Source organism: Qipengyuania flava (genome assembly GCF_011762005.1).
In the GTDB taxonomy this organism is placed as follows: Bacteria; Pseudomonadota; Alphaproteobacteria; order Sphingomonadales; family Sphingomonadaceae; genus Qipengyuania; species Qipengyuania flava.
In genome coordinates this window covers 693,947-715,451 of sequence record NZ_JAASQU010000001.1, presented here as the reverse complement: position 1 = coordinate 715,451, position 21,505 = coordinate 693,947, and the positions used below count along the sequence as shown (strand labels likewise).

Here is a 21,505-nt window from a genome sequence, read left to right as displayed (position 1 = left end):
ATGACGGAGCGGGCGCAGACAATTAGGAATGTGGTGATCGTCGGCGGGGGGACCGCGGGCTGGATGACCGCCGCCGCGCTTGCGCGGTTGCTTGGCGGCACGGGACTGGCGATCACGCTGGTCGAATCTGCGGCGATCGGCACGGTCGGCGTCGGCGAAGCGACCCTGCCGCAAATCCGCCGATTCAACAGCCTGCTGGGGATCGACGAGCGTGAGATGATGGCGCGCACTGCGGCGACCATCAAACTGGGGATCGAGTTCCGCGACTGGGGGCGGGTGGGCGACAGCTACATCCATCCCTTCGGGCGCTTCGGGCAGGAGATCGGGTCCGCATCGTTCGTTGATTACTGGGCGCGCGCGCATGCGCGGGGGATGGTCGCGCCGATCGGCCAATATTGCCTGCCGATCATGGCCGCGCTGCAAGGCCGTTTCGAACCGCCTGATGCCAGTGGAACGCGCCAGCCCTATGACTACGCTTTCCAGTTCGATGCCGGTCTTTATGCGGCCTGGCTCTCGGAACATGCGCAATCGGCGGGCGTGGTGCGGCGCGAAGGCCGGATCGTCGATGTCGCTCGCGACAGCGAGAGCGGCGCCATTTCAGCGGTCAGCCTCGAAGATGGGGCAGCCATAAGGGGCGATCTGTTCATCGACTGCTCGGGCTTTCGCGCGCTTCTGATCGGTGAGACGCTGGAAACAAGCTTCGAGGACTGGAGCAACTGGCTACCCTGCAACCGGGCCTTCGCCGTGCCCTGTGCGAATGGCGGCGATTATGGGCCTTACACGCGGGCGACCGCGCGGGCTGCGGGGTGGCAGTGGCGCATCCCACTGCAGCACCGCGTGGGCAATGGCTTGGTCTATTGCGACGCTTTCTGGGACGATATGGACGCGGCCGAGGCCCTGATGGCCAATCTGGAGGGAGAGCCCGGCGCAGAGCCGCGCCAGCTCCGCTTCACCACCGGACGCCGCAGCGCGTTGTGGCGTAGTAATTGCGTGGCGATAGGGCTTGCGGGCGGGTTTCTCGAACCGCTGGAATCGACCAGTATCGATCTCATCCAGAGCGGCATTCTCAATCTGGTCGAGCTGTTCCCCCATACTGCCATCGAGGAGGCTGACCGGCGCGAATACAATCGGCTGATGGACCTTGAGTTCGAGCGCATCCGCGACTTCCTCGTGCTCCACTATGTCGCCAACCAGCGCGAAGAGGAATTCTGGCAGGCTATGCGCGCTATGCCCCTGCCTGACAGCCTCTCGGCACGGATAGAGGATTTCCGTGAGCGGGCGATCCTGCCCGATTACGCCGACGGCCTTTTCCAGCCGGTCAGCTGGATATCGGTATTCCTCGGTCAGAACGTGGTCCCCCGCAGATGGGACCCGCGGGCCGATGCGATGAATGCGGACGAACTGGGCAAGAGGCTGACTGCCATTCACGGTAAGATCGCCGATGACGCCGCCGCAAGGCCACTGCATCTGGACTTTCTGGAGCGGGCAGGGGCTCGTTATGTTTACAGGGCCGGGCAATGACGGGCGAATGCGGCACGATCGTGGTCGTTGGCGGCTACGAGGATATCTGGCCGGTCGCGGGTTTGCTCGCCTCGCAGCTACCGCCGCATTTGACGGTCCACGTGATCGAGCAGTCGGCATCTGCCTCTTCGCTTGCATTGCTGCCGGTGGACGATCGCTACTTCGGCGCGCTGGGCTGGGGAGTTGCCGAACTGGCCGCGGCCGGGGCGCGGTTCACGCTCGGCTTCGCGCTCGACGGACTGCGCGAGGACGGCAAACCTATCGTTGCTGCGCCCTCGGGAGACCTGCCCGCAATCGCCGGACTCGCGCTGCACCAAATTCTGCGCCGCGTCGCAGCGCAGGCGGGCGCGCTCGACCGGCTGGCCGAGCTTTATCGCGGCTTTGGCTTTTGCGCGCGCGCGGCGGAAAGCGGGAAGATGGCGCTGCCCGCCGACGGCCCCGACACGCCGCTGGCCATGCTAGGCCCGCTCGCATTACTCGATCGCGCGACGTTGGCAGAGGCGCTGGACAGGGGCTGCGCCGCGCCAAATGTCGTGCGGCACAAAGCTACGGCTATCGCGTTGGAGAGAGGGGAAGGCGAAATCGTCAGTACGGTCCGCCTGGAAGGCGGCGAGCGGCTCGAAACCGGCCTCCTGGTCGACCTTCGCCCGCTCGATCCCGACTCGGCCCGAGGTGATGCGATTCCACTGCCGCTGCTGGAAACAGCGCAGTCGCGCGGTATCGCTTTCGAACTGCGCGCGGGGCAGCCGCTGCCAGCATATCACCTGAAGCCGCGTGGTGAGGGGGACCTGTCGCGCCCCTTTGCGCTCGCGGCTCCATGGCAAGGCAATCACCTCCGCCTTGGTCCTGCCGCTGGGCAAATAAGCGGGCTGTTCTCGGCCGATAGCCGCCTGTTGCTCGCACACGCACTGCATCTGGTGCAATGCCTGCCCGCCACGCGGGATATGACCGTGGAGGCGCGCCGGTTCAACGCGCTGCATGCGCGAACGATCGAACGCCTGGGCGAACTCGTCGCCGCGCCACTGGCGTTGAACACGCGCAGCGAGCAAGAGTGGCAGGCGGTGCGCGCGAGCCCGGTTCCCGAAGCCTTGCGGCTACGAATCGACCAGTTCCGCAACCGGGGGCGGCTGCCCGAATTCGATGGCGAGATCGTCGACCGGCAGTTCTGGATCGATCTGCTGATGGCCTCCGGCGTTGTCCCGCGAAGCCACGACCGCCGCGCCGATGCCTTCGATCCACGCCAACTCGATCGCGCCCTCGGCACCGTGCGTGCCCAACTCGACCAGACCCTGCGGGAAATGTCTTCGCAGGCAGAATTCGACGCGCGCATCGCACGGGGCTGACGGACTGACCGCAATTAGTTGCCGCCCCCAGTTGCAGGGTCAAAGAACCCTTTGTATGCGGCGCAGCATACGAATTCATACCACTCTTTAGCGACGGGGTTTCCAGATGACGTTCGATGACATGAAGGCACGAATTGCCGACGGCCAGGGCTTTATCGCAGCGCTCGACCAGTCGGGCGGTTCGACCCCCAAGGCGCTCAAGGGCTACGGTGTCGCGGATGACGCCTGGACGACCGAAGACGAAATGTTCGGCCTGATCCACGAGATGCGCCAGCGGATCATCGAAAGCCCGTGCTTCGGCAATGGCAAGGTCATCGGGGCGATCCTGTTCGAGAAGACCATGGAAGGCCAGAGCGGCGGCAAGAGCGTGCCCGCGCGGCTCAAGGAGCGCGGCATCGTCCCCTTCCTCAAGGTCGACAAGGGCCTCGAGGACGAGCGTGACGGTGCGCAGCTGATGAAGCCCAATCCGGGCCTGGAAGAGATGTGCAACCGCGCGCGCGAACTGGGCGTCTTCGGCACCAAGATGCGTTCGGTGATCAAGTCGGCCAATCCGGCCGGGATCAAGGAAGCTGTGCGGCAGCAGTTCGCAGAAGGCGCGCGCATCCTGTCCTGCGGCCTTGTCCCGATGCTCGAGCCGGAATACGACATCACCGCCGCCGACCGTGCGGAGGGCGAGAAGATCATGCTCGAAGCGATCGAGGAAGGCCTTGTTTCGCTGCCCCAAGGCCAGCAGATCATGCTCAAGCTGTCGATCCCCAAGGAAGCCGGGATCTATGGCGGGCTGACCAACCATCCCAAGGTCCTGCGCGTGGTCGCGCTGTCGGGTGGCTATTCGACCGAGGAAGCCTGCAGCGAACTGGCCAAGAACCCCGGCATGATCGCCAGCTTCAGCCGCGGCTTGCTGCAGGATCTTCGCGCCACGCAGAGCGACGAGGAATTCGACGGGACGCTGTCGGGCGCGATCGACCAGATCCACGCCGCCAGCGTCGCCTGATCGCCTAGCGTCGCTCGAATACGAAACGGTAGTCGCCGGCCGGGATCTCCCGGTCGGCGGTCTGCCCCGGCGTGGCTGATACCAGTACATAGGTGCGACCCATGACCGTGTAGGGCTCACCCAGTGTAAGCGGGGCGGTCTGCACCCAGTGCGTGGCCGCGACACGCGTCGAGACGGTAATCTTGCCGGGCCAGACGCAGCGCGCATTTGCAGGACAACGGCTGTCCTCGGTCACGGCGAGCGGGGTCAGGATCGTATCCCCCGCCCAGACGGGGGCGTTGATCGCCACTGCCGTGCCCTGCCGGGCGGCATCTCCGTTCGAACGCGGCGTGTCGGGAATGATCGCGCAGGCGGCGGTCAGCGGGGCGATCAATGCGGCAGCGAGATAGGCTTTCATAGGAGTGCTAGAACGCGCCTGCGCTTTCGCATGCCTGAACAGGTGACGCGGTGCGCGAACCGCTTTAATGACCGGCACCAATGACCGATTGCCAACTCTATCTCATTTCGCCGCTCGACGTGTCGGGCGAGTTTCCCCTGCGGCTCGAACGCGCGCTCGATGCAGGTCCGGGGATCATCACCGCCTTCCAGTTCCGCGTGAAGGGCGTTGACCAGCACGAGGCGGCGCGTCTCGCAGAGCCGTTGCAAACCATCTGCGCCGCACGCGAGGTGGCGTTCATCGTCAATGACGATGTGGCACTGGCGAAACGGCTTGGCGCCGACGGCGTTCATCTGGGGCAGGGAGACGGAGACCCGCGAGAGGCGCGCGAGGAACTGGGCCGCGAAGCGCAGATCGGGGTAACCTGTCACGCGTCGAAGCATTTGGCGATGGAAGCCGGCGAAGCAGGGGCCGATTATGTCGCGTTCGGCGCCTTCTTCGCAAGCACGACCAAGCAGAGCGAACACCGCCCCGCACCCGAAATCCTCGAATGGTGGAGCACGCTGTTCGAAATACCCTGTGTCGCGATCGGTGGGATCACGCCCGAGAACTGCGCGCCGCTGATCGCTGCGGGAGCCGATTTTCTCGCCGTATCGGGCGCGGTCTGGAACGGCGACGAGGTCGCTGCGGTGAAAGCCTTCGCGGAGCAAATCGGCAAGGCATGAGTTGGTTCTGCTGAAAGGGGCGGGCGGGTCGCGCTCCTCCATCAGCAGAGGTATTCTATGCATCGCACCCTGTTCGTCGCCGCTTCTACATTCGCGCTTGTTGCATGCGGGATGCAGGGCCAGGACAATCCCGAGCAGGCCGAAACCGGCAGCGCCGCCACCGTCGATCCGAGTGGCGGCCCCGGTTACGAAACCTACAGCGACGACAATCATGCCGACAGCATGGCATCGAACGACGGTGCCATCGCCACATCCGACCGTTCTGATGAACAAATTGAAGATCCGGAAGATCGTCCGGTCATGCGCGCGCAGGTCGTTCTCGATAGGATCGGTTTCGGACCCGGTGTGATCGACGGCAAGATGGGCATGAGCACCGAGAACGCGTTGTCCGGGTTCCAGGAAGCAAACGACCTCGCGATAACCGGCAAGCTCGATGATGAAACCAAGCGCGCCTTGGCCGATTGGGACCGCATTGCGGCTACGCGAGTGGTGACGATCCCGGCAAGCTGGGGAGATGCGCAGTTCAAGCCAATTCCCAAAGATCCGGCCAGGAAGGCCGAGGCGGACAATCTCGGATACACGTCGCTGGATGAAAAACTGGCGGAGCGTTTCCACACCACCGTCGAGGTATTGCGCCAGCTCAACCCCGATGGCCGTCCTGCGGGTGTTTCACCTGCCGCGCGGTCGGGGGCGGCCCGGGACCAAGCCGATGCCCGGCCGACCGAACGACCCGGTGATGGGTATTTCAGACCCGGGCAGCAAATCCGCGTGCCGAACATCGGTGGCGATGCAATCGAACCGGGTGCGATTGCCGACAAAGGCTGGCAACAGACGTTGGCCGCGCTTGGCGTTGGAAGCGACCAGCCGGAGATCGATCGCATCGTCGTGAGCAAGTCGGCAGACACGCTCAAGGCCTATCGGGGGGACAAATTGGTCGCCATGTTCACCGTCAGCTCCGGTTCCAGTCAGTTCCCGCTCCCGCTGGGCGAATGGGACATTCTCGGCGAAGCCTACAACCCTCCCTACAGCTATGATCCCGCGGTGCTGGGGCAGGGGGACGGAGCGACCTATAAATTGCCCCCGGGCCCCAACTCGCCCGTCGGCGTCGTGTGGATCGATCTGAGCAAGGAGCATTATGGAATTCACGGCACGCCCGATCCGGAAACCATTGGCCGCGCCCAGTCGAGCGGCTGTGTTCGCCTGACCAATTGGGATGCGGCACGGCTGGCGGGAATGGTTTCGCAGCCGACACGCGTGATTTTCGAGGCGTGACGGGCTAGGCTGTACCCATGAACATCGTCGATCGCATTCTCACCATCGTCATCACCGCTACGATCACCAGCGCAATCTGGATTGTCGCGGGCGGCAGTCTGATCGAGAATGCGACCAGCGCCAGCCAGCGCGGAACGACCCGCCCTGCCGAGGTGGCACCAAGCCCCGAGACGACCGATCAGAATGCGGCGAACGCCGAAGGCGAAGGCGAAACCGTTCCGGCCACGTTGCTCGACCTCGATGCGCCCACCGCCAGCAAGACCGGGCAGCCGCGCCAGCTGGTTATCCCGGTGCAGAACATCCGTCCCTCGGACCTGACCGATACCTATAGCGATTCGCGCGGTGACAACGCGCGGCTGCATGAGGCGATCGATATCATGGCACCGCGTGGCACCACCGTGCTTTCGGCCGCCCCGGGCAAGGTCGAGAAACTGTACCGCTCGGATGCGGGGGGCAACACGATCTACGTGCGTTCAGTCGACGGGCAGACGATCTACTATTACGCGCATCTCGATGGCTATGCTGAGGGACTGCGCGAGGGACAGCGCGTGCGCCGCGGCCAGCGGCTTGGCGAAGTGGGCAGTTCGGGCAACGCGTCCGACGACACGCCGCATCTGCATTTCGCTATTCTGCAGACGACCACAGATGCGGAATGGTGGGAGCCCGCGAATGCGGTGAACCCCTATCCGCTGCTGACCGCTCGCTGATCAGCGCTTGAGCGGACCCGAGCGGTGGCAACGCAGCCGCCCCAGCTTGCCGTCGCGCCCGACCTCCTGCAGCATGCCCGAACCCAGCCGCAGCATCTGCACACCGCGCATCGGTCCGCGCGTGAAGATCACGTTCTTGCCTTCCATCAAATAGGTTCCGCTGCCGCGCACGGTGCGATAGCTCGATCCTCCAGTGATCGCGAAATCGCGCCCTTCCTGTTCGACCCACGCCGCTCCGGTCGCATCTCCGGGAAGCGCACAGACATATTCGCCCTGATCGAGCAGCAGCAGGCGCCCCTGCGCCGAAGTGGGAGCATGGGCGAGGCTGGCCGCGAGAGCGAGAAGGGCGAGGGGGCGCAAATGTTTCATGATCATGATCCATCGCGTGATATAGCGATTGCCCGCGCGATTTTCCACTCGCTTGCCCGCGCGGCTTCGCTCGGCTAAGGCGCGCGGCACATGCCGCCCGCGGGGCGGTGCGCTCTTTTACAAGTCGAAGGTAGCTTCCCCATGAAGATCAGCGGCGTGGACATCCGTCCCGGCAACATCATCGAATATGAGAACGGCATCTGGAAAGTTGCCAAGATCCAGCACACGCAGCCGGGCAAGGGCGGCGCTTACATGCAGGTCGAGATGAAGAACCTGCAGGACGGCCGCAAGACCAATGTCCGTTTCCGCAGCGCGGACACGGTCGAAAAGGTGCGGCTCGATACGGCGGATTACCAATTCCTTTACGAAGACGGCGACATGCTCGTCTTCATGGACCAGAACACCTACGAGCAGATCAACCTGCCGAGCGACCTTCTGGGCGATGCCCGTCCGTTCCTTCAGGACGGCATGCAGGTGAAGCTCGAGCTGTGGGAAGAAAAGCCCATCTCGGTCGAGCTGCCCGCGCAGATCGAAGCCGAGATCGTCGAGGCCGACGCGGTGGTGAAGGGGCAGACCGCGTCCTCCAGCTACAAGCCCGCCGTGCTCGACAATGGCGTGCGCATCATGGTTCCGCCGCATATCGAAAGCGGCACGCGGATCGTGGTCGATGTCTACGAACAGAGCTACGTCGGCAAGGCGAACTGAGCCTATGGGAAAGTCCATCGCCAGCCGCTTTGACAACATCGATGTGACCCGCAGCGTCCTGCGCGCGGTGATCATCAATGACGACGAACTGACGCTGGAGATGGACTTCTGTCTCGAACCCGAGCACGCGGATTACGAAGCGCCGGGCGCGGGCGAGGAATGCTGCTTCCACCCCGGACTGCTCAAGTTCGCGGGTATTTCCAAGCTTGGCCTCGATCGCGCCGAGCAGACGGATCCGGCACGGCGCCGGTTCGCCATCCAGTCCTTCCATATCGAGGGCACGAAGTTCGACATGGCCTGCGAATGGGGCACGATCCATTTGCAGGCACGTTCGATACGCGTCCTGACCGAATAAGAGAGTTTCCATGGCCGTTCTATCGGGTGTCATCCGCGTAATGGAGAAAGCCGCGCGCAAGGCGGGCGGTCGCCTGCGTCGCGATTTCGGCGAGGTCGAGCACCTCCAGGTGAGCCGCAAGGGCCCGGCGGACTTCGTGTCCAAGGCCGACCGTATCGCCGAACGCACGATCTATGACGAATTGCTCAATGCGCGCCCCGACTGGGGTTTCGTGATGGAAGAGGCAGGTGTCATCGAAGGCGATGCAAACAAGCCCCGCTGGATCGTCGATCCGCTCGATGGCACCAGTAATTTCCTCCATGGCATTCCGCATTTTGCGATCAGCATTGCGGTGCAGGAGCCCAAGCTGGGCGGGGGCGGCTGGGGCGATGTCACCGCTGCAGTCGTCTACAACCCGGTCACCGACGAGACCTTCTGGGCCGAAAAGAGCCGCGGTGCGTGGCTGCATGACGGTCGGCTGCGCGTTTCCGCGCGCGGCCAGCTTTCCGAAGCGCTGATCGCCACCGGCATTCCCTTCTCGGGTCATGGCGACTTCGGCGAGTGGACCAGGATTTTCGGAGCGATTGCACCGCAGGTCGCGGGCATCCGTCGTTATGGAGCGGCCTCGCTCGATCTCGCCTGGCTCGCGGCGGGCCGCTTCGATGGTTTCTGGGAAAGCGATCTGAGCGATTGGGATACCGCAGCGGGCTGCCTGCTGGTGCGCGAGGCGGGCGGTTTCGTGTCCGATTTCCGCGGCCGATCGCAGCCGATCCATGCGAAACAGGTGCTGGCGGCGAACGACACGCTGCATTCCAAGCTGCACAAACTGCTGGCGGGCGCATTGAAAGCTTGATGCGCGTCCGGGGCGCGGCTAGGTCCCGCGCTCCCGACCCGTTGCCCCTGTGGCGGAATTGGTAGACGCGCTCGACTCAAAATCGAGTTTCTTTGAAGTGCCGGTTCGAGTCCGGCCAGGGGTACCAAACTAAAACCTTGCACATCACCGGATAAACTGGGATTTCCTGCGCCGGATGATCGGGGTTCCTTCCTACCATGCAATAGCGGCGATGGGCATCACTCTCGCCATGTTCATCGCTTTCGCGCGTGGACGCATGTCGGTCGAGATTATCTCGCTGATGACGATCGCGGTGATCGCGGTCGGCCTCTATTTCTTCCCGCTGCCCGAAACCCAGCCGACCGACGGGCTCAGCCTCGCCTTCTCCGGCTTCGGCCATTACGCGCTGATCACTATCTGCGCCTTGATGATCATGGGCCGCGGGCTGGTGGTGACCGGTGCGCTCGACCCGGCCGCGCGGTTCCTCGAGCGACTGTTCAAGGTCAACCTGCAGCTTGGCCTGTTGTTCTCGCTGGTGGTGACTTTCCTGCTGTCGATGGGCGTCAACAACACGCCCGTGCTGGTTCTCCTGATGCCGATCTTCGTGCAACTGGCAATGCGCGGGGCGATGGCGGCTTCGAAGACGCTGATCCCGCTCAACGCCGCGTCGTTGATGGGCGGGATGGCGACCACGATCGGCACGTCCACCAATATCCTCGTGGTGTCGATCGCCGTCGATCTCGGCATGCCCGAAATGGGCGTGTTCCATTTCACCCCGATCGTACTGATCGCCTCGCTGGTGGCTCTGCCTTTCGTGTGGATCGTGATGCCGCGTATGCTGGGCGACAACCGGATCGAGACCGTCCACGCGCAGCGCCTGTTCGAAACGCGGCTGCGCGTAACCGAGGATTCGATCCTCAATGGCAAGCAATTGTCCGAACTCGAAACGCGTTTGCCCGCCGGGGTCGAGTTCCACGAAGTTCCGCCAGGCCTGTTGCGCCCGCAACACCGCCTGCGCATGACCGGCACGCATGAGGCGATCGAGGAGGCGATGGCCACTTTGCGCGGGGACGCGGCGCCCAGCTGGGTAATCGACCGGATCCGCCGGCGCTCGCGTGAAACCGCCATCGACATCGCCGTGGGCGAGATGATCGTCACCGCCGATTCGCGCCTGATCGGCCGGACCTTGCCCAGCTCGGGGATCGCCGATCTTTACGGCGTCGCGGTGATCGGGACGCACCGGCCCGAGCGGCTGGTGGGCGAGAAGGACCAGTTTTCCGAGGGCGGCGATCTGCGGTTCGCCGAAGGCGATGTCCTACTGGTCATGGGCCTGCCTGACGACATGGAGCATTTCGCCCGGTCGGACAGCCTGCTCCAGCTCGAAGGCATGCGCGAATTGCCCCGGCGTTCGAAAGCGACGCTCGCGGCGGCGATCATGGGCGGGTCGATCGCTCTGGCTTCGGTCGGGCTGATCCCGATCGCGATCGCGTCGCTTGCGGGTGCGATCCTGATGTTCGTGACCGGCTGCGTGCGGTTCGATCGTGTGGGCCGGGGACTGTCGGGCAGTGTCATCGTGCTGGTCGCCGCCAGTATTGCTCTGGGCCGCATCATCCTCGACAGCGGGGCCGCCGAATGGATTGGTACAGTGATGGCCGTCGGCCTCGAATACCTCTCACCCGCAGCCGCGCTCGCCGCGATTATGCTGACGATGACCTTCCTGACCAATTTCGCGTCCAATGCGACCGCAGCAACGGTGGGGACGCCGATCGCCTTCGCCATCGCTGCCAAGCTGGGCCTGCCGCCCGAGCCGCTGGTGCTGGCAGTGCTGTTCGGCTGCAACCTGTGCTACGCGACCCCGATCGCCTATCAGACCAACATGCTGATCATGGCGGAAGGCTCCTACGAGTTCCGCGACTACGTCCGCACCGGCGTGCCGCTGGTGCTGATCATGGTAACCATATTGTCGGTCGCGCTGGCAGTGACCTATCGGTTGTGAGAGCGACGCGCGAACGGTTGCGCTTCTTTGCCAAGCCCGTCTTGCTTGCAGCCTCTTGCGCGCTCTTCCTGAATCGCACCGTCCCGATTGACGCTTTGCAGATGCGGTGCCCACGGTACTGAGCCAAGCAATAGCTGATCCGTTTCACGTCACAGGGAGAGTCCACATCATGACAAAATCGATTCCCACCAGCTTTGCGGCATTGGCGATGCTTATCGCCGCGCCTGCGCAGGCCAATGCGTTGCGCGACGATCTGGCGGCTGACATGCCGGGCCTGATGGAGCTCTATCGCGATCTCCATGCCAATCCGGAACTGAGCTTCGAAGAGCACGAAACTGCCGCGAAACTGGCAGCGCGAATGCGCGATCTCGGCTTCGAGGTGACCGAGAAGGTCGGCCGGACGGGGGTGGTCTCGGTGATGCGCAACGGCGATGGGCCGACCGTGCTGCTGCGCGCAGACATGGACGGGCTGCCGGTGGTCGAGCAGACCGGACTGCCCTATGCCTCGAAGCAGACCACCACGACCGAGAACGGCGTCACCACCGGGATCATGCACGCCTGTGGGCACGACACGCATATGGCGGGGTTCATCGGTGCGGCGCAATTGCTGGTCGATCACAAGGACAAGTGGCAGGGCACGCTCGTGATGGTGCTGCAGCCAGCCGAAGAGATTGGGCTCGGCGCGCTCGCCATGCTCGAGGACGGGCTCTATTCCGATTTCCCCAAGCCCGACTATGCGCTGGCATTCCACGATGCCGCCGCGCCTGCACCCGCAGGAACAATCGGCTACACGCCCGGCTATGCGCTGGCCAATGTCGATAGCGTCGATATCACGGTAAAGGGCATCGGCGGGCATGGTGCCTATCCGCACACCACGGTCGACCCGGTGGTGCTCGCCAGCGCGATCGTGATGAAATTGCAGACCGTTGTCAGCCGCAATTCGTCGCCGCTCGATCCCGCCGTGATCACGGTGGGAAGCTTCCACGCAGGCGCCAAGCACAACATCATCGGCGATGAAGCCAAGTTGCAGCTAACGGTGCGCAGCTACTCGGATGCCAGCCGCCAGCAATTGCTCGACGGCATCCGTCGCGTGGCGCGGGGCGAGGCGATTACCGCCGGACTGCCGGAGAACATGATGCCCGAGATCACGGTCGAGGATCCCTATACGCCGTCGACCTTCAACGACCCTGGCTTCACCGAGGCGATCGCGGCGGGCTTCAAACAGCGTTTCGGTGATGAGCGGGTGATGGAATGGCCTGCGGTCATGGGCGGCGAGGATTTCAGCCAGTTCCGCCGCGCAGCGCCCGAAGATGTCCAGTCGATGATCTTCTGGATCAGCGGCACCCCGCAGCCGATGCTCGAGGCGCTCGAGCGCGACGGCACACCATTGCCGTCCCTGCATTCGCCCTTCTGGGCGCCCGATGCGGAAAAGGTGATCGCGACCGGGGCAGAAGCGCTGGCGGGCGCGGCGATCGAACTGATGCCCGCCGCAGAGGACTGAACGCAATTGGGGCGCTCCCGCAAGGGAGCGCCCCGAAAAGTGTGGCCGCCGGAGCGTTTGGGGTCGCTCCGACGGCCGTATTCTCCTCCCCAGGAGAACTTGGTGTAGTGGTCAGCCGTCCGCGGGGACGTAGGTGCCCAGGCGGTGGTGCAGGGCATTGATCCTGGCCAGCTCTTCGCGGTCTTCCGTCGCCCGTGCGTAATGCGTCAGTGCGGTGCGCAGGAGGCGGAAATCCGCGGTCGAGAAGAGCGCGCGGGCTCGGCCCGGTTCGGTCTTGGGAGCGTCGTCTGTCATAGTCGTCATCCTTCCTCTCCTTAGGCGGCAGCGAACTGGTTCATCGTGTTGTCCTTGCCGCCGGCCTTGAGGGCCGCTTCACCGGCGAAGTACTCCTTGTGGTCGTCGCCGATGTCCGAACCAGCCATGTTCTGGTGCTTGACGCAAGCGATACCCTGACGGATTTCCTCGCGCTGCACGTTCTTGACGTAACCGAGCATCGCCTGTTCCCCGAAATATTCGCGGGCAAGGTTATCGGTGCTCAGGGCAGCCGTATGATAGGTCGGCAGCGTGATGAGGTGGTGGAAGATCCCTGCGCGCTTCGAGCCATCGGCTTGGAAGGTGCGGATCTTCTCGTCGGCTTCGGCGGCGAGTTCGGTGCCGTCGTAGTCGACGCTCATCAGCTTGTCGCGATCGTAGGCGGAGACGTCCTTGCCCGCTTCTGCCCACGCATCGTAGACCTGCTGGCGGAAGTTGAGCGTCCAGTTGAAGCTGGGCGAGTTGTTGTAGACCAGCTTGGCGTTGGGCACCACTTCGCGGACCCGGTCGACCATGCCGGCGATCTGTTCGACATGCGGCTTCTCGGTTTCGATCCAGAGGAGGTCAGCTCCCGCTTCCAGCGCGGTGATACAGTCGAGCACGCAGCGGTCTTCGCCGGTTCCGGGACGGAACTGGTAAAGATTGCTGGGCAGGCGCTTGGGCGCCAGCAGCTTGCCGTCGCGGCTGATGAAGACCTGGCCGTTCTTGATGTCGCCGGCATCGACTTCGTCGCAATCGAGGAAGCTGTTGTACTGGTCGCCGAGGTCGCCGGGTTCCTTCGAATAGGCGATCGACTTGGTCAGGCCGGCGCCGAGGCTGTCGGTGCGGGCGACGATGATGCCTTCGGGAACGCCCAGTTCGAGGAAGGCATAGCGGATCGCGCGGATCTTCTGGTGGAATTCCTCGTGCGGCACGGTGACCTTGCCGTCCTGGTGGCCGCACTGTTTCTCGTCCGACACCTGGTTTTCGATCTGCAGCGCGCAGGCACCCGCTTGGATCATCTTCTTGGCGAGCAGGTAAGTTGCTTCGGCATTGCCGAAGCCGGCATCGATATCGGCGATGATCGGAACGACATGCGTTTCGTGCTCGTCGATTTCCTTGATCAGACGCTGCGTGTTGACCGCGTCATTGGCTTCCTTGGCGGCATCCAGTTCGCGGAACAGGCCGCCCAGTTCGCGGGCATCGGCCTGGTTGAGGAAGGTGTAGAGTTCCTCGATCAGCGCCGGGACCGAAGTCTTCTCGTGCATCGACTGGTCGGGCAGCGGGCCGAATTCGCTGCGCAGCGCGGCGACCATCCAGCCCGACAGGTAAAGGTAACGGCGCTTGGTGCTGCCGAAATGCTTCTTGATTGAGATCATCTTCTGCTGCGCGATGAAGCCATGCCAGGTGCCAAGCGACTGAGTGTAGTTGGCAGGATCGCGATCGTAGGCATCCATGTCCTCACGCATGATCTTCGCGGTGTAGCGCGCTATGTCGAGCCCCGTGCGGAACCGGTTCTGGACGACCATGCGGGCAGCGCTTTCGGCATCGATGGCACCCCAGGGCGCGCCATTGGCAGCGATGGTCTTGTTCAGTTCTTCGATCCGGGCCGAATAGGTCACGGGGAAACTCCTTGTCGTAATTGCATCTGTGCTTGGCCATCGTGATGCCGCATCGGCGGCCTTGCGAACAGGAAAATTGACAAACATTCTTGTGTTTGGGGCTCATTCCCGGCTAATCGGAGTGTAATGTTGTGAAGAAAGTTACAAATGGCCGATCAGTCCCTATTCGCCGGACCCGCGATCCGTCGCCTGCGCAAGCGGGAAGGCATGACGCAGGCATCGACTGCCGCGCGGCTTGAGATTTCGCCCAGCTATCTCAATCTGATCGAGCGCAACCAGCGTCCGGTAAGTGCACGCGTGATGATGCGGTTGGTCGAACAGTTCGATTTCGATCCGCGTTCCTTGCGCGCGGATGAAGCGATCGGCGGCGTCGACGGGCTCGCCCGGCGTTTCGCGGATGAACGGTTTGCCGATCTGGGGATCGACCGCGACGAGTTGCAGGAATTCCTCGCTTCGTCGCCGCAGGTCGCCTCCGCCTTCGCCCGTCTTTATGACAATGCCGGTCCCGCCGGCGGCGCAGCGGATCCGTTGGCCGCCTCGCGCGCCGAGGTGGAGCGATGGCGCAACCATTTCGCCGATCTCGACAGCGAGGCCGAAGCCATGGCCGACGAGATGCGCCTGTCGCGCGGGGATATCGGCATCGCGCTGGCCGACCGGCTGCGCGAACGCCACCAGCTTTCGGTACGGATCCTCCCGCGCGAGGTGCTGCCCGACAGCCTTCGGCGGCTCGACCTGCACGCGCGGCAGGTCCAGTTGTCAGAGATGCTCAGCATCCCCTCGCGCAATTTCCAGCTGGCGATGCAGCTCGCGCAACTCGAGTTTGCGGATGGCATTCAGGCAGTGGCTAGCGGGGCGCGTTTCGATGACGAAGCGGCCCGCGGATTATTCGCGCGACACCTTCAGGGCTATGTCGCAGCCGCGCTGATCATGCCCTATGGCCGCTTCCTGCGTGCCTGCGAGGCCACCGGATACGATCTGCCCGTGCTTGAACGACGCTTCGGGGTCAGTTTCGAACAGCTCGCGCACCGCCTGACCACGCTCCAGCGGGTCGGGCAACGTGGCCTGCCATTCTTCATGATGCGGATCGACCGTGCGGGTCAGGTCTCAAAGACGCTGGCCGGCGGCAGCACCGCGCGCTTCGTTGATTCGATCCAGACCTGTCCGTTGTGGGATGCGCATCGCGCCTTCGACCGCGCGGGCGAGCTGCAGGTACAGTTCGTCGCGCTGGACGATGCGGGCGAGCGCGAGGGCGGCTGGCTCACCATGGCGCGCACCGTCGAAGGGGCGGGCGCTCCCGGCGAAGCGCAATTCGTGGTCGCGTTGGGGATCGAGGCGGTGCTGGCCGACCAGCTTGCGCAGGCACGCGGCGTCTCGCTGCGTAGCGGCGATGCGCAACCCATCGGTCCGGGCTGCGCGCGCTGTCACCGCGAGGCGTGCAGCCAGCGTTCGCTGCCGCCAGCCGGTCGCAAGCTCGCCTTCGATCGCTCCCGTCGCGGCGTGACGCCCTTCGAATTCGAGCGCAGCTAAGCGCAGATCGCGCTCCAGTGGAACCGCTGGGCCTGCAGCGGCGTTTCCCGAGACACCAGATACGTCTCAGGAACGCAGATCCCATGACCGAAGAACGCATTACCGAAACCACCGATGCAGCGGGCAACACGCATACCACGCATACGGTGGTTACCGAGAGTGAGAAGGGCGGGATCAACTGGATCGTTGTCCTTCTGGTTCTGGGCGTGGCTTTCGTCGGAGTCGTCTTCCTGACTCAGGTCAGCGATGCGGAAGTTGCCAAGGACAATGCGATCGCCGGGGCGGCCGAGGAAGTCGGCGCGGCTGCCGAACAGGTGGGCGAAGCCGCACAGAACGCGGGCGACGCGGTAGAGAACGCGGTCAACGAATAGCGAGCGCCAGTCGCAGTAGCACCGCGCTGCGGCGCATCCGGATAATCCCCGGGGTGGTGTAAAGTTTACCGACAATTCACCCCTTTTTGCTAGTCAAGCATTCCGACACTAGCAATTGGCGAGCCCGCCCGGATGATCCGCCTGTTCAAGCACTACATTTCCTACAATGTGGTGCTGCTTTCCCTGATCGATTTGATGCTGCTCGTGCTGGCAGGCGAACTCGCGTGGCGTTTCCGCGTTGCGCAGATCGGTGCTGCCGTCGGCCATATTTCAGATCGCGCGCTGGAGATCGTGGCCTTTTCGGCCGTTATCTGGGTCGCGATGATCGCCGTGGGCTCTTACGGCCACCAGGCATTGCGCTCGATCCGTTTCGCGACCGCGCGGCTGCTGGTCGCAGTCAGCCTTGGCGTGCTCGCGATCGCGCTGATGAATTTCGTCTTCCCCGGATCGGCACTGTGGCGGTCGGTCCTGCTCTACGCAATGGGGCTGGCGATCCTGTTCCTCGTCGGCAACCGTGTGCTCACCGGGCGCTTGCTCGGGGTGGAGAACTTCCGTCGCACGGTGCTGGTCCTTGGCGCCGGCGAGCGCGCGCAGCGTCTTGAACGTCTCGCCGCGCGACCGGAAAGCGGCTTCCGGGTCGCGGCCTTCATCGCGATGGGCGATGCCGAACCAGTCGTCGTTTCGGCGGTGCGGCGCGAGACGATCGCGGATCTGGGTCGCTATGCCGATGGTCTCGGTGCCAGCGAAGTGGTCCTTGCCCTACAGGAACGCCGCAATTCGCTGCCGCTCAAGGATCTCTTGCGGGTCAAGACGAAAGGCGTCGACGTCGCCGATTTCTCCAGCTTCCTCGAACGTGAAATGGGGCGTGTCGATCTCGATACGCTCAATCCAAGCTGGCTCATTTTCAGCGACGGTTTCTCCGCCGGACGCAGGCTTTCGAGCATCGCCAAGCGCGCCTTCGATATCGTTGCCAGCCTCCTGCTGCTGGTCGTGGGTTTGCCATTGATCGGCCTGTTCGCCCTGCTGGTGAAGCTCGAAAGCGACGGCCCGGCCTTCTTCCGGCAGAAGCGGGTGGGCTTGTACGGGCAGGAATTCACGCTGATCAAGCTGCGTTCGATGCGCAGTGATGCCGAGGCGGGTGGATCGAAATGGGCGGAGAAGGACGATCCCCGCATCACGCGTGTGGGGCGCTTCATCCGCATGGTCCGGATTGACGAATTGCCGCAGGTCTGGAGCGTGCTGAAGGGCGAGATGAGCTTTGTCGGCCCGCGCCCCGAAGTGCCCGCATTCGTTACCATGCTCGACAAGGAACTGCCGTACTATGCCGAGCGCCACGTGGTGAAGCCGGGCATTACCGGCTGGGCGCAGATCAACTATCCCTATGGTGCGAGTACCGAGGACGCGCGGCACAAGCTCGAATACGACCTCTATTACGCCAAGAATTACACGCCCTTCCTCGACCTGCTGATCCTGATCCAGACCGCGCGGGTGATCCTCTGGCCCGAGGGCGCGCGCTGATGGAACTTCTCGGCGGCCTTTCGTATGTCAGCTATACCATCGGTGCGGTGGTGTGCGGGCTGGCGGCGATCTGGATCGGCCGCAAGGGCGACAGCGCGCGCGCGGACCGCACTCCTGCGGTCGTCGCTCTGGCACTCACTGCCAATTGGTGTTTTGCCGCCGCCAGTTTCGTGCCCGGCAAGCCGATCGTCGAACTGACCGAGATTGCCCGCAACCTATCGTGGCTGTTCCTCCTGTTCCGTCTGTTCGGCAATGACGGGCGTGATGAGACCCTGCGACTGGTTCGTCCCGCGGCCGCCGCGCTCGCCTTCGTCGAAGTCCTGCAGTTCCTGCTGCTGCTGATTTCGCGCAATTATGCAGTCACCCCTGAACTGGCGGCGCTCACATTCGAGACCGCGGCGCTGTTCCGCATCATGGTCGCGGTCGGGGCGCTCGTGCTGCTGCACAACCTTTATGTCGGGGCTGCCGTGACTTCGCGGCAGATCCTGCGCTGGAGCGCGGCGGCACTGGCGGGTTTATGGGCTTTCGATCTCAACTATTTCACCATCGCCTATCTGGTGGGCGCCGTGCCCGGCGAACTGTCGATCCTGCGCGGCATCGCCGCTGCGATCTTCGCGGTGCCCTTCGCCTTCGGTTTTACCGCCAGCACTTCGGATCTCGAGTTTCGCCCTTCGCGTGCTGTCACCTTCCGGTTTCTCTCGCTGCTGCTGATCGGGGGCTATCTTGCCGCCATGCTCGCGCTGGCGCGCTGGCTCGACATGCTGACGGGCGATCTGGCGCGGTTGACGCAAGTGGGACTGATCATCGCCGCCAGCGCGCTTGCACTGATCTGGATGCCGTCAAACCGCTTGCGGGGCTGGTTGCGGGTTACGGCGATCAAGCACCTGTTCAAGCACCGCTACGACTATCGTAGCGAGTGGATCCGCTTCACCAGCACCATAGGAACCACCGGCTTCGACAATATCCCGTTGCAGGAACGGGTAGTGAAGGCATTGGCGGACATCACCGACAGCCCTTCGGGCTTACTTCTGGTGCCCGATGAAGAAGGCCAGTTCGAATTGGCCGCGAACTGGTGCTGGGAGGGGGCCGAGGTTCCGCTGCAAGCGGCGCCAGCAGTGCTCGGCAAGTCGCTGGAGACAAGCGAACTTATCCTCGATTTCGACGAGGCGCGCGCCGGGATCGATCGGCAGGGCGAACTGGCGCATATTCCCGACTGGCTGCTGCATGACACGCGGGCATGGGCGGCGGTACCGTTGCTGCATTTCGACCGGCTCGTCGGCCTGGTCGTGCTCGCCCGGCCGCTCGTGGCGCGCAAGCTCGATTGGGAGGATTTCGACCTGCTCGGCGTCGTCGGGCGCCAGCTTGCGAGCTATCTCGCCGAACAGGCGGGACAGACCGCGCTGCTCGAGGCGGGTCGCTTCGACGAGTTCAACCGTCGCATGGCGTTCGTCCTGCACGACATCAAGAATTTGTCGAGCCAGATGTCGCTGCTGCTGCGCAATGCCGAGAAACACGCGGACAACCCCGAATTCCGCAAGGATATGCTGGTCACGCTGCGCAACAGTTCGGACAAGCTCAATGCACTGCTTGCGCGGCTCGGACGCTATGGCGGGGGAAGCGCTGAAAAGGCACGACCGTTCGACCTCGCTGAAATTGCGCGCGGCGTGGCCGACCGCCTGCAGCGCCTGCATCCGGTGGCTGTTCTGCGAACCGAACCGGTTGCAGTGGAGGGCAATCCCGAAGCGCTCGACCAGGCGCTTGCGCATCTGGTGCAGAACGCGATCGACGCCAGCGATGCTGAAAGTTCGGTCATGCTGGAAATCTACAGCGACGGCCTGTCGGGCAAGGTGACCGTCATCGACAGCGGGCACGGAATGACCCCGCATTTCATCCGCAACAGCCTGTTCAAGCCATTCGTTTCTTCCAAGGCGGGCGGGTTCGGCATCGGTGCTTTCGAGGCACGCGAGCTGGTGCGTTCGATGGGCGGACGGCTCGACGTCGAATCCCGCGAGGGGTTGGGCACGCGCTTCACCATCAGTCTGCCGCTCAGGGCGGCCCATTCGCTGATCGGTCGCGCACCTTCCGCAGAGAAAACAGAGGTCGTATAATGGCGGATAGCAAACCCAAGCTGCTCATCATCGAGGATGACGAAGGGCTGCAAGCGCAGCTCAAATGGGCGTATGAGGATTTCGACGTTGTGCTGGCCGGCACGCGCGACAGCGCGCTGGCGGCGCTGCGGTCCGAAGAGCCGGCGGTGGTCACACTCGACCTCGGTCTGCCGCCCGATCCCGACGGCGTGACCGAAGGCTTCGCTGTACTCGAAGCAATCATGGCGATGAAGCCCGATACCAAGGTGATCGTCGCCTCGGGACATGGTGCGCGCGAAAGCGCCCTGCGTGCCGTCGAAGAGGGCGCTTATGATTTTTACCAGAAGCCGGTCGATATCGACACGCTCGGGTTGATCGTGCAGCGCGCCTATCGCCTGCACCAGATCGAGGCGGAGAACCGGCGGCTGGCCGACAAGGTCGGCGAGGATCGTACCGTGCTGGGATCGATGATCACCGCCGCCCCCGAAATGGCGAAGGTCGCGCGCACGATCGAGCGCGTCGCGCCGACGAATGTGTCGGTCATGCTGCTCGGCGCGAGCGGGACGGGCAAGGAACTGCTGGCGCGCGGCGTCCACGATTCGAGCGACCGTCGCGACGGCCCGTTCATGGCGATCAATTGCGCGGCAATTCCGGAGAACCTGCTCGAAAGCGAACTCTTCGGCCACGAGAAGGGGGCCTTCACCGGTGCGGTCAAGACCACCGAGGGCAAGATCGAACTGGCCGCAGGGGGCACGCTGTTCCTCGACGAAGTGGGCGACATCCCGCTGCCCCTGCAGGTCAAGCTGCTGCGTTTTCTGCAGGAGCGCACGATCGAGCGCATCGGTGGTCGCAAGGCGATCGGCGTCGACACGCGGATCGTCTGCGCGACCCATCAGGACCTCGAAACGATGATCGGCGAGGGCACGTTCCGTGAAGACCTGTTCTACCGCCTCGCCGAGATCGTGGTGCGGATCCCCGCACTGGCCGAGCGACCCGGTGATGCGGTGCTGCTGGCCAAGCACTTCCTCGCGCGGTTCGCCAAGGAAATGAATCCGCAGGTCCGGGGATTTGCGCCCGACGCATTGGCCGCGATCGACAATTGGAACTGGCCCGGCAATGTCCGCGAACTGGAGAACCGCGTCAAACGCGCGGTAATCATGGCGGATGGCAAGCTGGTATCGGCCGAGGATCTCGATCTCGCGGCGGGCTCGGGTGAAGAGGCGGATATCGCGCTGAACCTCAAGGCCGCGCGTGAACAGGCCGACCGGCGGATGATCCGCCAAGCCTTGTCCCGCAGCGAAGGCAATATCTCGAACACGGCGAAACTGCTCGGGATCAGTCGTCCCACCTTGTACGACCTGCTCAAGCAGTATGATCTCAGCGCGTGATCTCCTTCCGGCTCTTGCCCTGACAT

20 protein-coding genes and 1 tRNA gene are annotated in these 21,505 nt (G+C 63.8%); 17 read left to right on the top strand and 4 right to left on the bottom strand.

Annotated elements, in window-relative coordinates; all coding sequences use genetic code 11:
• The 3 genes from FHS69_RS03525 to FHS69_RS03515 all read left to right on the top strand — a co-directional run bounded on the left by FHS69_RS03525 (window position 1) and on the right by FHS69_RS03515 (window position 3,858).
• The gene (locus FHS69_RS03525) at window positions 1-1,521 is read left to right on the top strand and encodes a tryptophan halogenase family protein (protein WP_166776556.1); all 1,521 of its coding nucleotides are present in this window, start codon (window positions 1-3) and stop codon (window positions 1,519-1,521) included.
• A complete protein-coding gene (locus FHS69_RS03520) occupies window positions 1,518-2,864 on the top strand; it encodes a tryptophan 7-halogenase (protein WP_166776555.1) in 1,347 nt (448 codons plus the stop codon). The genes FHS69_RS03525 and FHS69_RS03520 overlap by 4 nt, the downstream gene beginning before the upstream one ends.
• A 106-nt stretch (window positions 2,865-2,970) precedes the next feature.
• Window positions 2,971-3,858: a fructose bisphosphate aldolase gene (locus tag FHS69_RS03515; RefSeq protein WP_166776554.1), complete on the top strand. Its 888-nt coding sequence runs from the start codon at window positions 2,971-2,973 to the stop codon at window positions 3,856-3,858.
• Between the two features lie 4 nt (window positions 3,859-3,862).
• Here FHS69_RS03515 and FHS69_RS03510 read toward each other — a convergent pair whose 3' ends face one another.
• Window positions 3,863-4,255: a hypothetical protein gene (locus FHS69_RS03510; protein ID WP_166776553.1), complete on the bottom strand. Its 393-nt coding sequence runs from the start codon at window positions 4,253-4,255 to the stop codon at window positions 3,863-3,865.
• A gap of 80 nt (window positions 4,256-4,335) precedes the next feature.
• On the opposite strand from FHS69_RS03510, the gene thiE reads away from it, so the two are divergent.
• The 3 genes from thiE to FHS69_RS03495 are packed head-to-tail and all read left to right on the top strand — an operon-like array spanning window position 4,336 to window position 6,938.
• A complete protein-coding gene (gene thiE / locus FHS69_RS03505) occupies window positions 4,336-4,959 on the top strand; it encodes a thiamine phosphate synthase (protein ID WP_166776552.1) in 624 nt (207 codons plus the stop codon).
• A gap of 57 nt (window positions 4,960-5,016) precedes the next feature.
• The gene (locus FHS69_RS03500; RefSeq protein ID WP_243844515.1) at window positions 5,017-6,231 is read left to right on the top strand and encodes a L,D-transpeptidase family protein; all 1,215 of its coding nucleotides are present in this window, start codon (window positions 5,017-5,019) and stop codon (window positions 6,229-6,231) included.
• 17 nt (window positions 6,232-6,248) lie between these two features.
• On the top strand, window positions 6,249-6,938 hold the full coding sequence (locus FHS69_RS03495; RefSeq protein WP_166776551.1) for a M23 family metallopeptidase: 690 nt from the start codon (window positions 6,249-6,251) through the stop codon (window positions 6,936-6,938).
• On the opposite strand, the gene FHS69_RS03490 is transcribed toward FHS69_RS03495, so the two are convergent.
• Window positions 6,939-7,307 (bottom strand): hypothetical protein, encoded by a 369-nt coding sequence (locus FHS69_RS03490; protein WP_067502252.1) that lies wholly within the window; start codon window positions 7,305-7,307, stop codon window positions 6,939-6,941.
• Window positions 7,308-7,448: 141 nt separating this feature from the next.
• Between FHS69_RS03490 and efp the strand changes: the two genes are divergently transcribed.
• The 6 genes from efp to FHS69_RS03460 all read left to right on the top strand — a co-directional run bounded on the left by efp (window position 7,449) and on the right by FHS69_RS03460 (window position 12,675).
• The gene (gene efp, locus FHS69_RS03485; RefSeq protein WP_067467141.1) at window positions 7,449-8,012 is read left to right on the top strand and encodes an elongation factor P; all 564 of its coding nucleotides are present in this window, start codon (window positions 7,449-7,451) and stop codon (window positions 8,010-8,012) included.
• A 4-nt stretch (window positions 8,013-8,016) separates the two neighbouring features.
• The gene (locus tag FHS69_RS03480; RefSeq protein ID WP_067467138.1) at window positions 8,017-8,367 is read left to right on the top strand and encodes a hypothetical protein; all 351 of its coding nucleotides are present in this window, start codon (window positions 8,017-8,019) and stop codon (window positions 8,365-8,367) included.
• 10 nt (window positions 8,368-8,377) lie between these two features.
• Window positions 8,378-9,199, top strand: coding sequence for an inositol monophosphatase family protein (locus tag FHS69_RS03475; RefSeq protein ID WP_166776550.1), 822 nt, complete (start codon window positions 8,378-8,380; stop codon window positions 9,197-9,199).
• Window positions 9,200-9,242: 43 nt separating this feature from the next.
• Window positions 9,243-9,326 (top strand) — tRNA-Leu (locus FHS69_RS03470).
• Window positions 9,327-9,374: 48 nt separating this feature from the next.
• Window positions 9,375-11,174 (top strand): SLC13 family permease, encoded by a 1,800-nt coding sequence (locus FHS69_RS03465; protein WP_208380062.1) that lies wholly within the window; start codon window positions 9,375-9,377, stop codon window positions 11,172-11,174.
• Window positions 11,175-11,343: 169 nt separating this feature from the next.
• On the top strand, window positions 11,344-12,675 hold the full coding sequence (locus FHS69_RS03460; protein ID WP_166776549.1) for an amidohydrolase: 1,332 nt from the start codon (window positions 11,344-11,346) through the stop codon (window positions 12,673-12,675).
• Between the two features lie 111 nt (window positions 12,676-12,786).
• Here the strand turns inward: FHS69_RS03460 and FHS69_RS03455 are convergent, their stop codons facing one another.
• Both FHS69_RS03455 and FHS69_RS03450 read right to left on the bottom strand, forming a co-directional pair.
• Entirely contained in the window at window positions 12,787-12,978 is a 192-nt protein-coding gene (locus tag FHS69_RS03455; RefSeq protein ID WP_370301069.1) for a hypothetical protein, read from the bottom strand.
• 11 nt (window positions 12,979-12,989) lie between these two features.
• Window positions 12,990-14,588, bottom strand: a complete 1,599-nt coding sequence (locus FHS69_RS03450) for an isocitrate lyase (protein ID WP_166776548.1) — start codon at window positions 14,586-14,588, stop codon at window positions 12,990-12,992.
• Between the two features lie 147 nt (window positions 14,589-14,735).
• Here FHS69_RS03450 and FHS69_RS03445 point away from each other — a divergent pair, with 147 nt between their 5' ends.
• From FHS69_RS03445 to prsR, 5 genes are all read left to right on the top strand, one after another.
• On the top strand, window positions 14,736-16,115 hold the full coding sequence (locus FHS69_RS03445) for a helix-turn-helix domain-containing protein (RefSeq protein ID WP_067467122.1): 1,380 nt from the start codon (window positions 14,736-14,738) through the stop codon (window positions 16,113-16,115).
• A gap of 83 nt (window positions 16,116-16,198) precedes the next feature.
• Entirely contained in the window at window positions 16,199-16,486 is a 288-nt protein-coding gene (locus FHS69_RS03440; protein ID WP_067673567.1) for a hypothetical protein, read from the top strand.
• A 132-nt stretch (window positions 16,487-16,618) separates the two neighbouring features.
• Window positions 16,619-18,004 carry a TIGR03013 family XrtA/PEP-CTERM system glycosyltransferase gene (locus FHS69_RS03435; protein ID WP_166776547.1) on the top strand — a complete coding sequence of 462 codons (1,386 nt, stop codon included), beginning with the start codon at window positions 16,619-16,621 and terminating at the stop codon, window positions 18,002-18,004.
• Window positions 18,004-20,112, top strand: coding sequence for an XrtA/PEP-CTERM system histidine kinase PrsK (gene prsK, locus FHS69_RS03430; RefSeq protein WP_166776546.1), 2,109 nt, complete (start codon window positions 18,004-18,006; stop codon window positions 20,110-20,112). Before FHS69_RS03435 ends, prsK begins: the two co-directional genes overlap by 1 nt.
• A complete protein-coding gene (gene prsR, locus FHS69_RS03425) occupies window positions 20,112-21,479 on the top strand; it encodes a PEP-CTERM-box response regulator transcription factor (RefSeq protein ID WP_166776545.1) in 1,368 nt (455 codons plus the stop codon). The genes prsK and prsR overlap by 1 nt, the downstream gene beginning before the upstream one ends.
• The last annotated feature ends 26 nt before the right edge of the window (window positions 21,480-21,505 follow it).

Coding starts and splice junctions, on each gene's coding strand:
- FHS69_RS03525 (WP_166776556.1), top strand. CDS start 1: ATGACGGAGCGGGCGCAGACAATTAGGAATGTGGTGATCGTCGGCGGG.
- FHS69_RS03520 (WP_166776555.1), top strand. CDS start 1,518: ATGACGGGCGAATGCGGCACGATCGTGGTCGTTGGCGGCTACGAGGAT.
- FHS69_RS03515 (WP_166776554.1), top strand. CDS start 2,971: ATGACGTTCGATGACATGAAGGCACGAATTGCCGACGGCCAGGGCTTT.
- FHS69_RS03510 (WP_166776553.1), bottom strand. CDS start 4,255: ATGAAAGCCTATCTCGCTGCCGCATTGATCGCCCCGCTGACCGCCGCC.
- thiE (WP_166776552.1), top strand. CDS start 4,336: ATGACCGATTGCCAACTCTATCTCATTTCGCCGCTCGACGTGTCGGGC.
- FHS69_RS03500 (WP_243844515.1), top strand. CDS start 5,017: ATGCATCGCACCCTGTTCGTCGCCGCTTCTACATTCGCGCTTGTTGCA.
- FHS69_RS03495 (WP_166776551.1), top strand. CDS start 6,249: ATGAACATCGTCGATCGCATTCTCACCATCGTCATCACCGCTACGATC.
- FHS69_RS03490 (WP_067502252.1), bottom strand. CDS start 7,307: ATGAAACATTTGCGCCCCCTCGCCCTTCTCGCTCTCGCGGCCAGCCTC.
- efp (WP_067467141.1), top strand. CDS start 7,449: ATGAAGATCAGCGGCGTGGACATCCGTCCCGGCAACATCATCGAATAT.
- FHS69_RS03480 (WP_067467138.1), top strand. CDS start 8,017: ATGGGAAAGTCCATCGCCAGCCGCTTTGACAACATCGATGTGACCCGC.
- FHS69_RS03475 (WP_166776550.1), top strand. CDS start 8,378: ATGGCCGTTCTATCGGGTGTCATCCGCGTAATGGAGAAAGCCGCGCGC.
- FHS69_RS03465 (WP_208380062.1), top strand. CDS start 9,375: ATGATCGGGGTTCCTTCCTACCATGCAATAGCGGCGATGGGCATCACT.
- FHS69_RS03460 (WP_166776549.1), top strand. CDS start 11,344: ATGACAAAATCGATTCCCACCAGCTTTGCGGCATTGGCGATGCTTATC.
- FHS69_RS03455 (WP_370301069.1), bottom strand. CDS start 12,978: ATGACGACTATGACAGACGACGCTCCCAAGACCGAACCGGGCCGAGCC.
- FHS69_RS03445 (WP_067467122.1), top strand. CDS start 14,736: ATGGCCGATCAGTCCCTATTCGCCGGACCCGCGATCCGTCGCCTGCGC.
- FHS69_RS03440 (WP_067673567.1), top strand. CDS start 16,199: ATGACCGAAGAACGCATTACCGAAACCACCGATGCAGCGGGCAACACG.
- FHS69_RS03435 (WP_166776547.1), top strand. CDS start 16,619: ATGATCCGCCTGTTCAAGCACTACATTTCCTACAATGTGGTGCTGCTT.
- prsK (WP_166776546.1), top strand. CDS start 18,004: ATGGAACTTCTCGGCGGCCTTTCGTATGTCAGCTATACCATCGGTGCG.
- prsR (WP_166776545.1), top strand. CDS start 20,112: ATGGCGGATAGCAAACCCAAGCTGCTCATCATCGAGGATGACGAAGGG.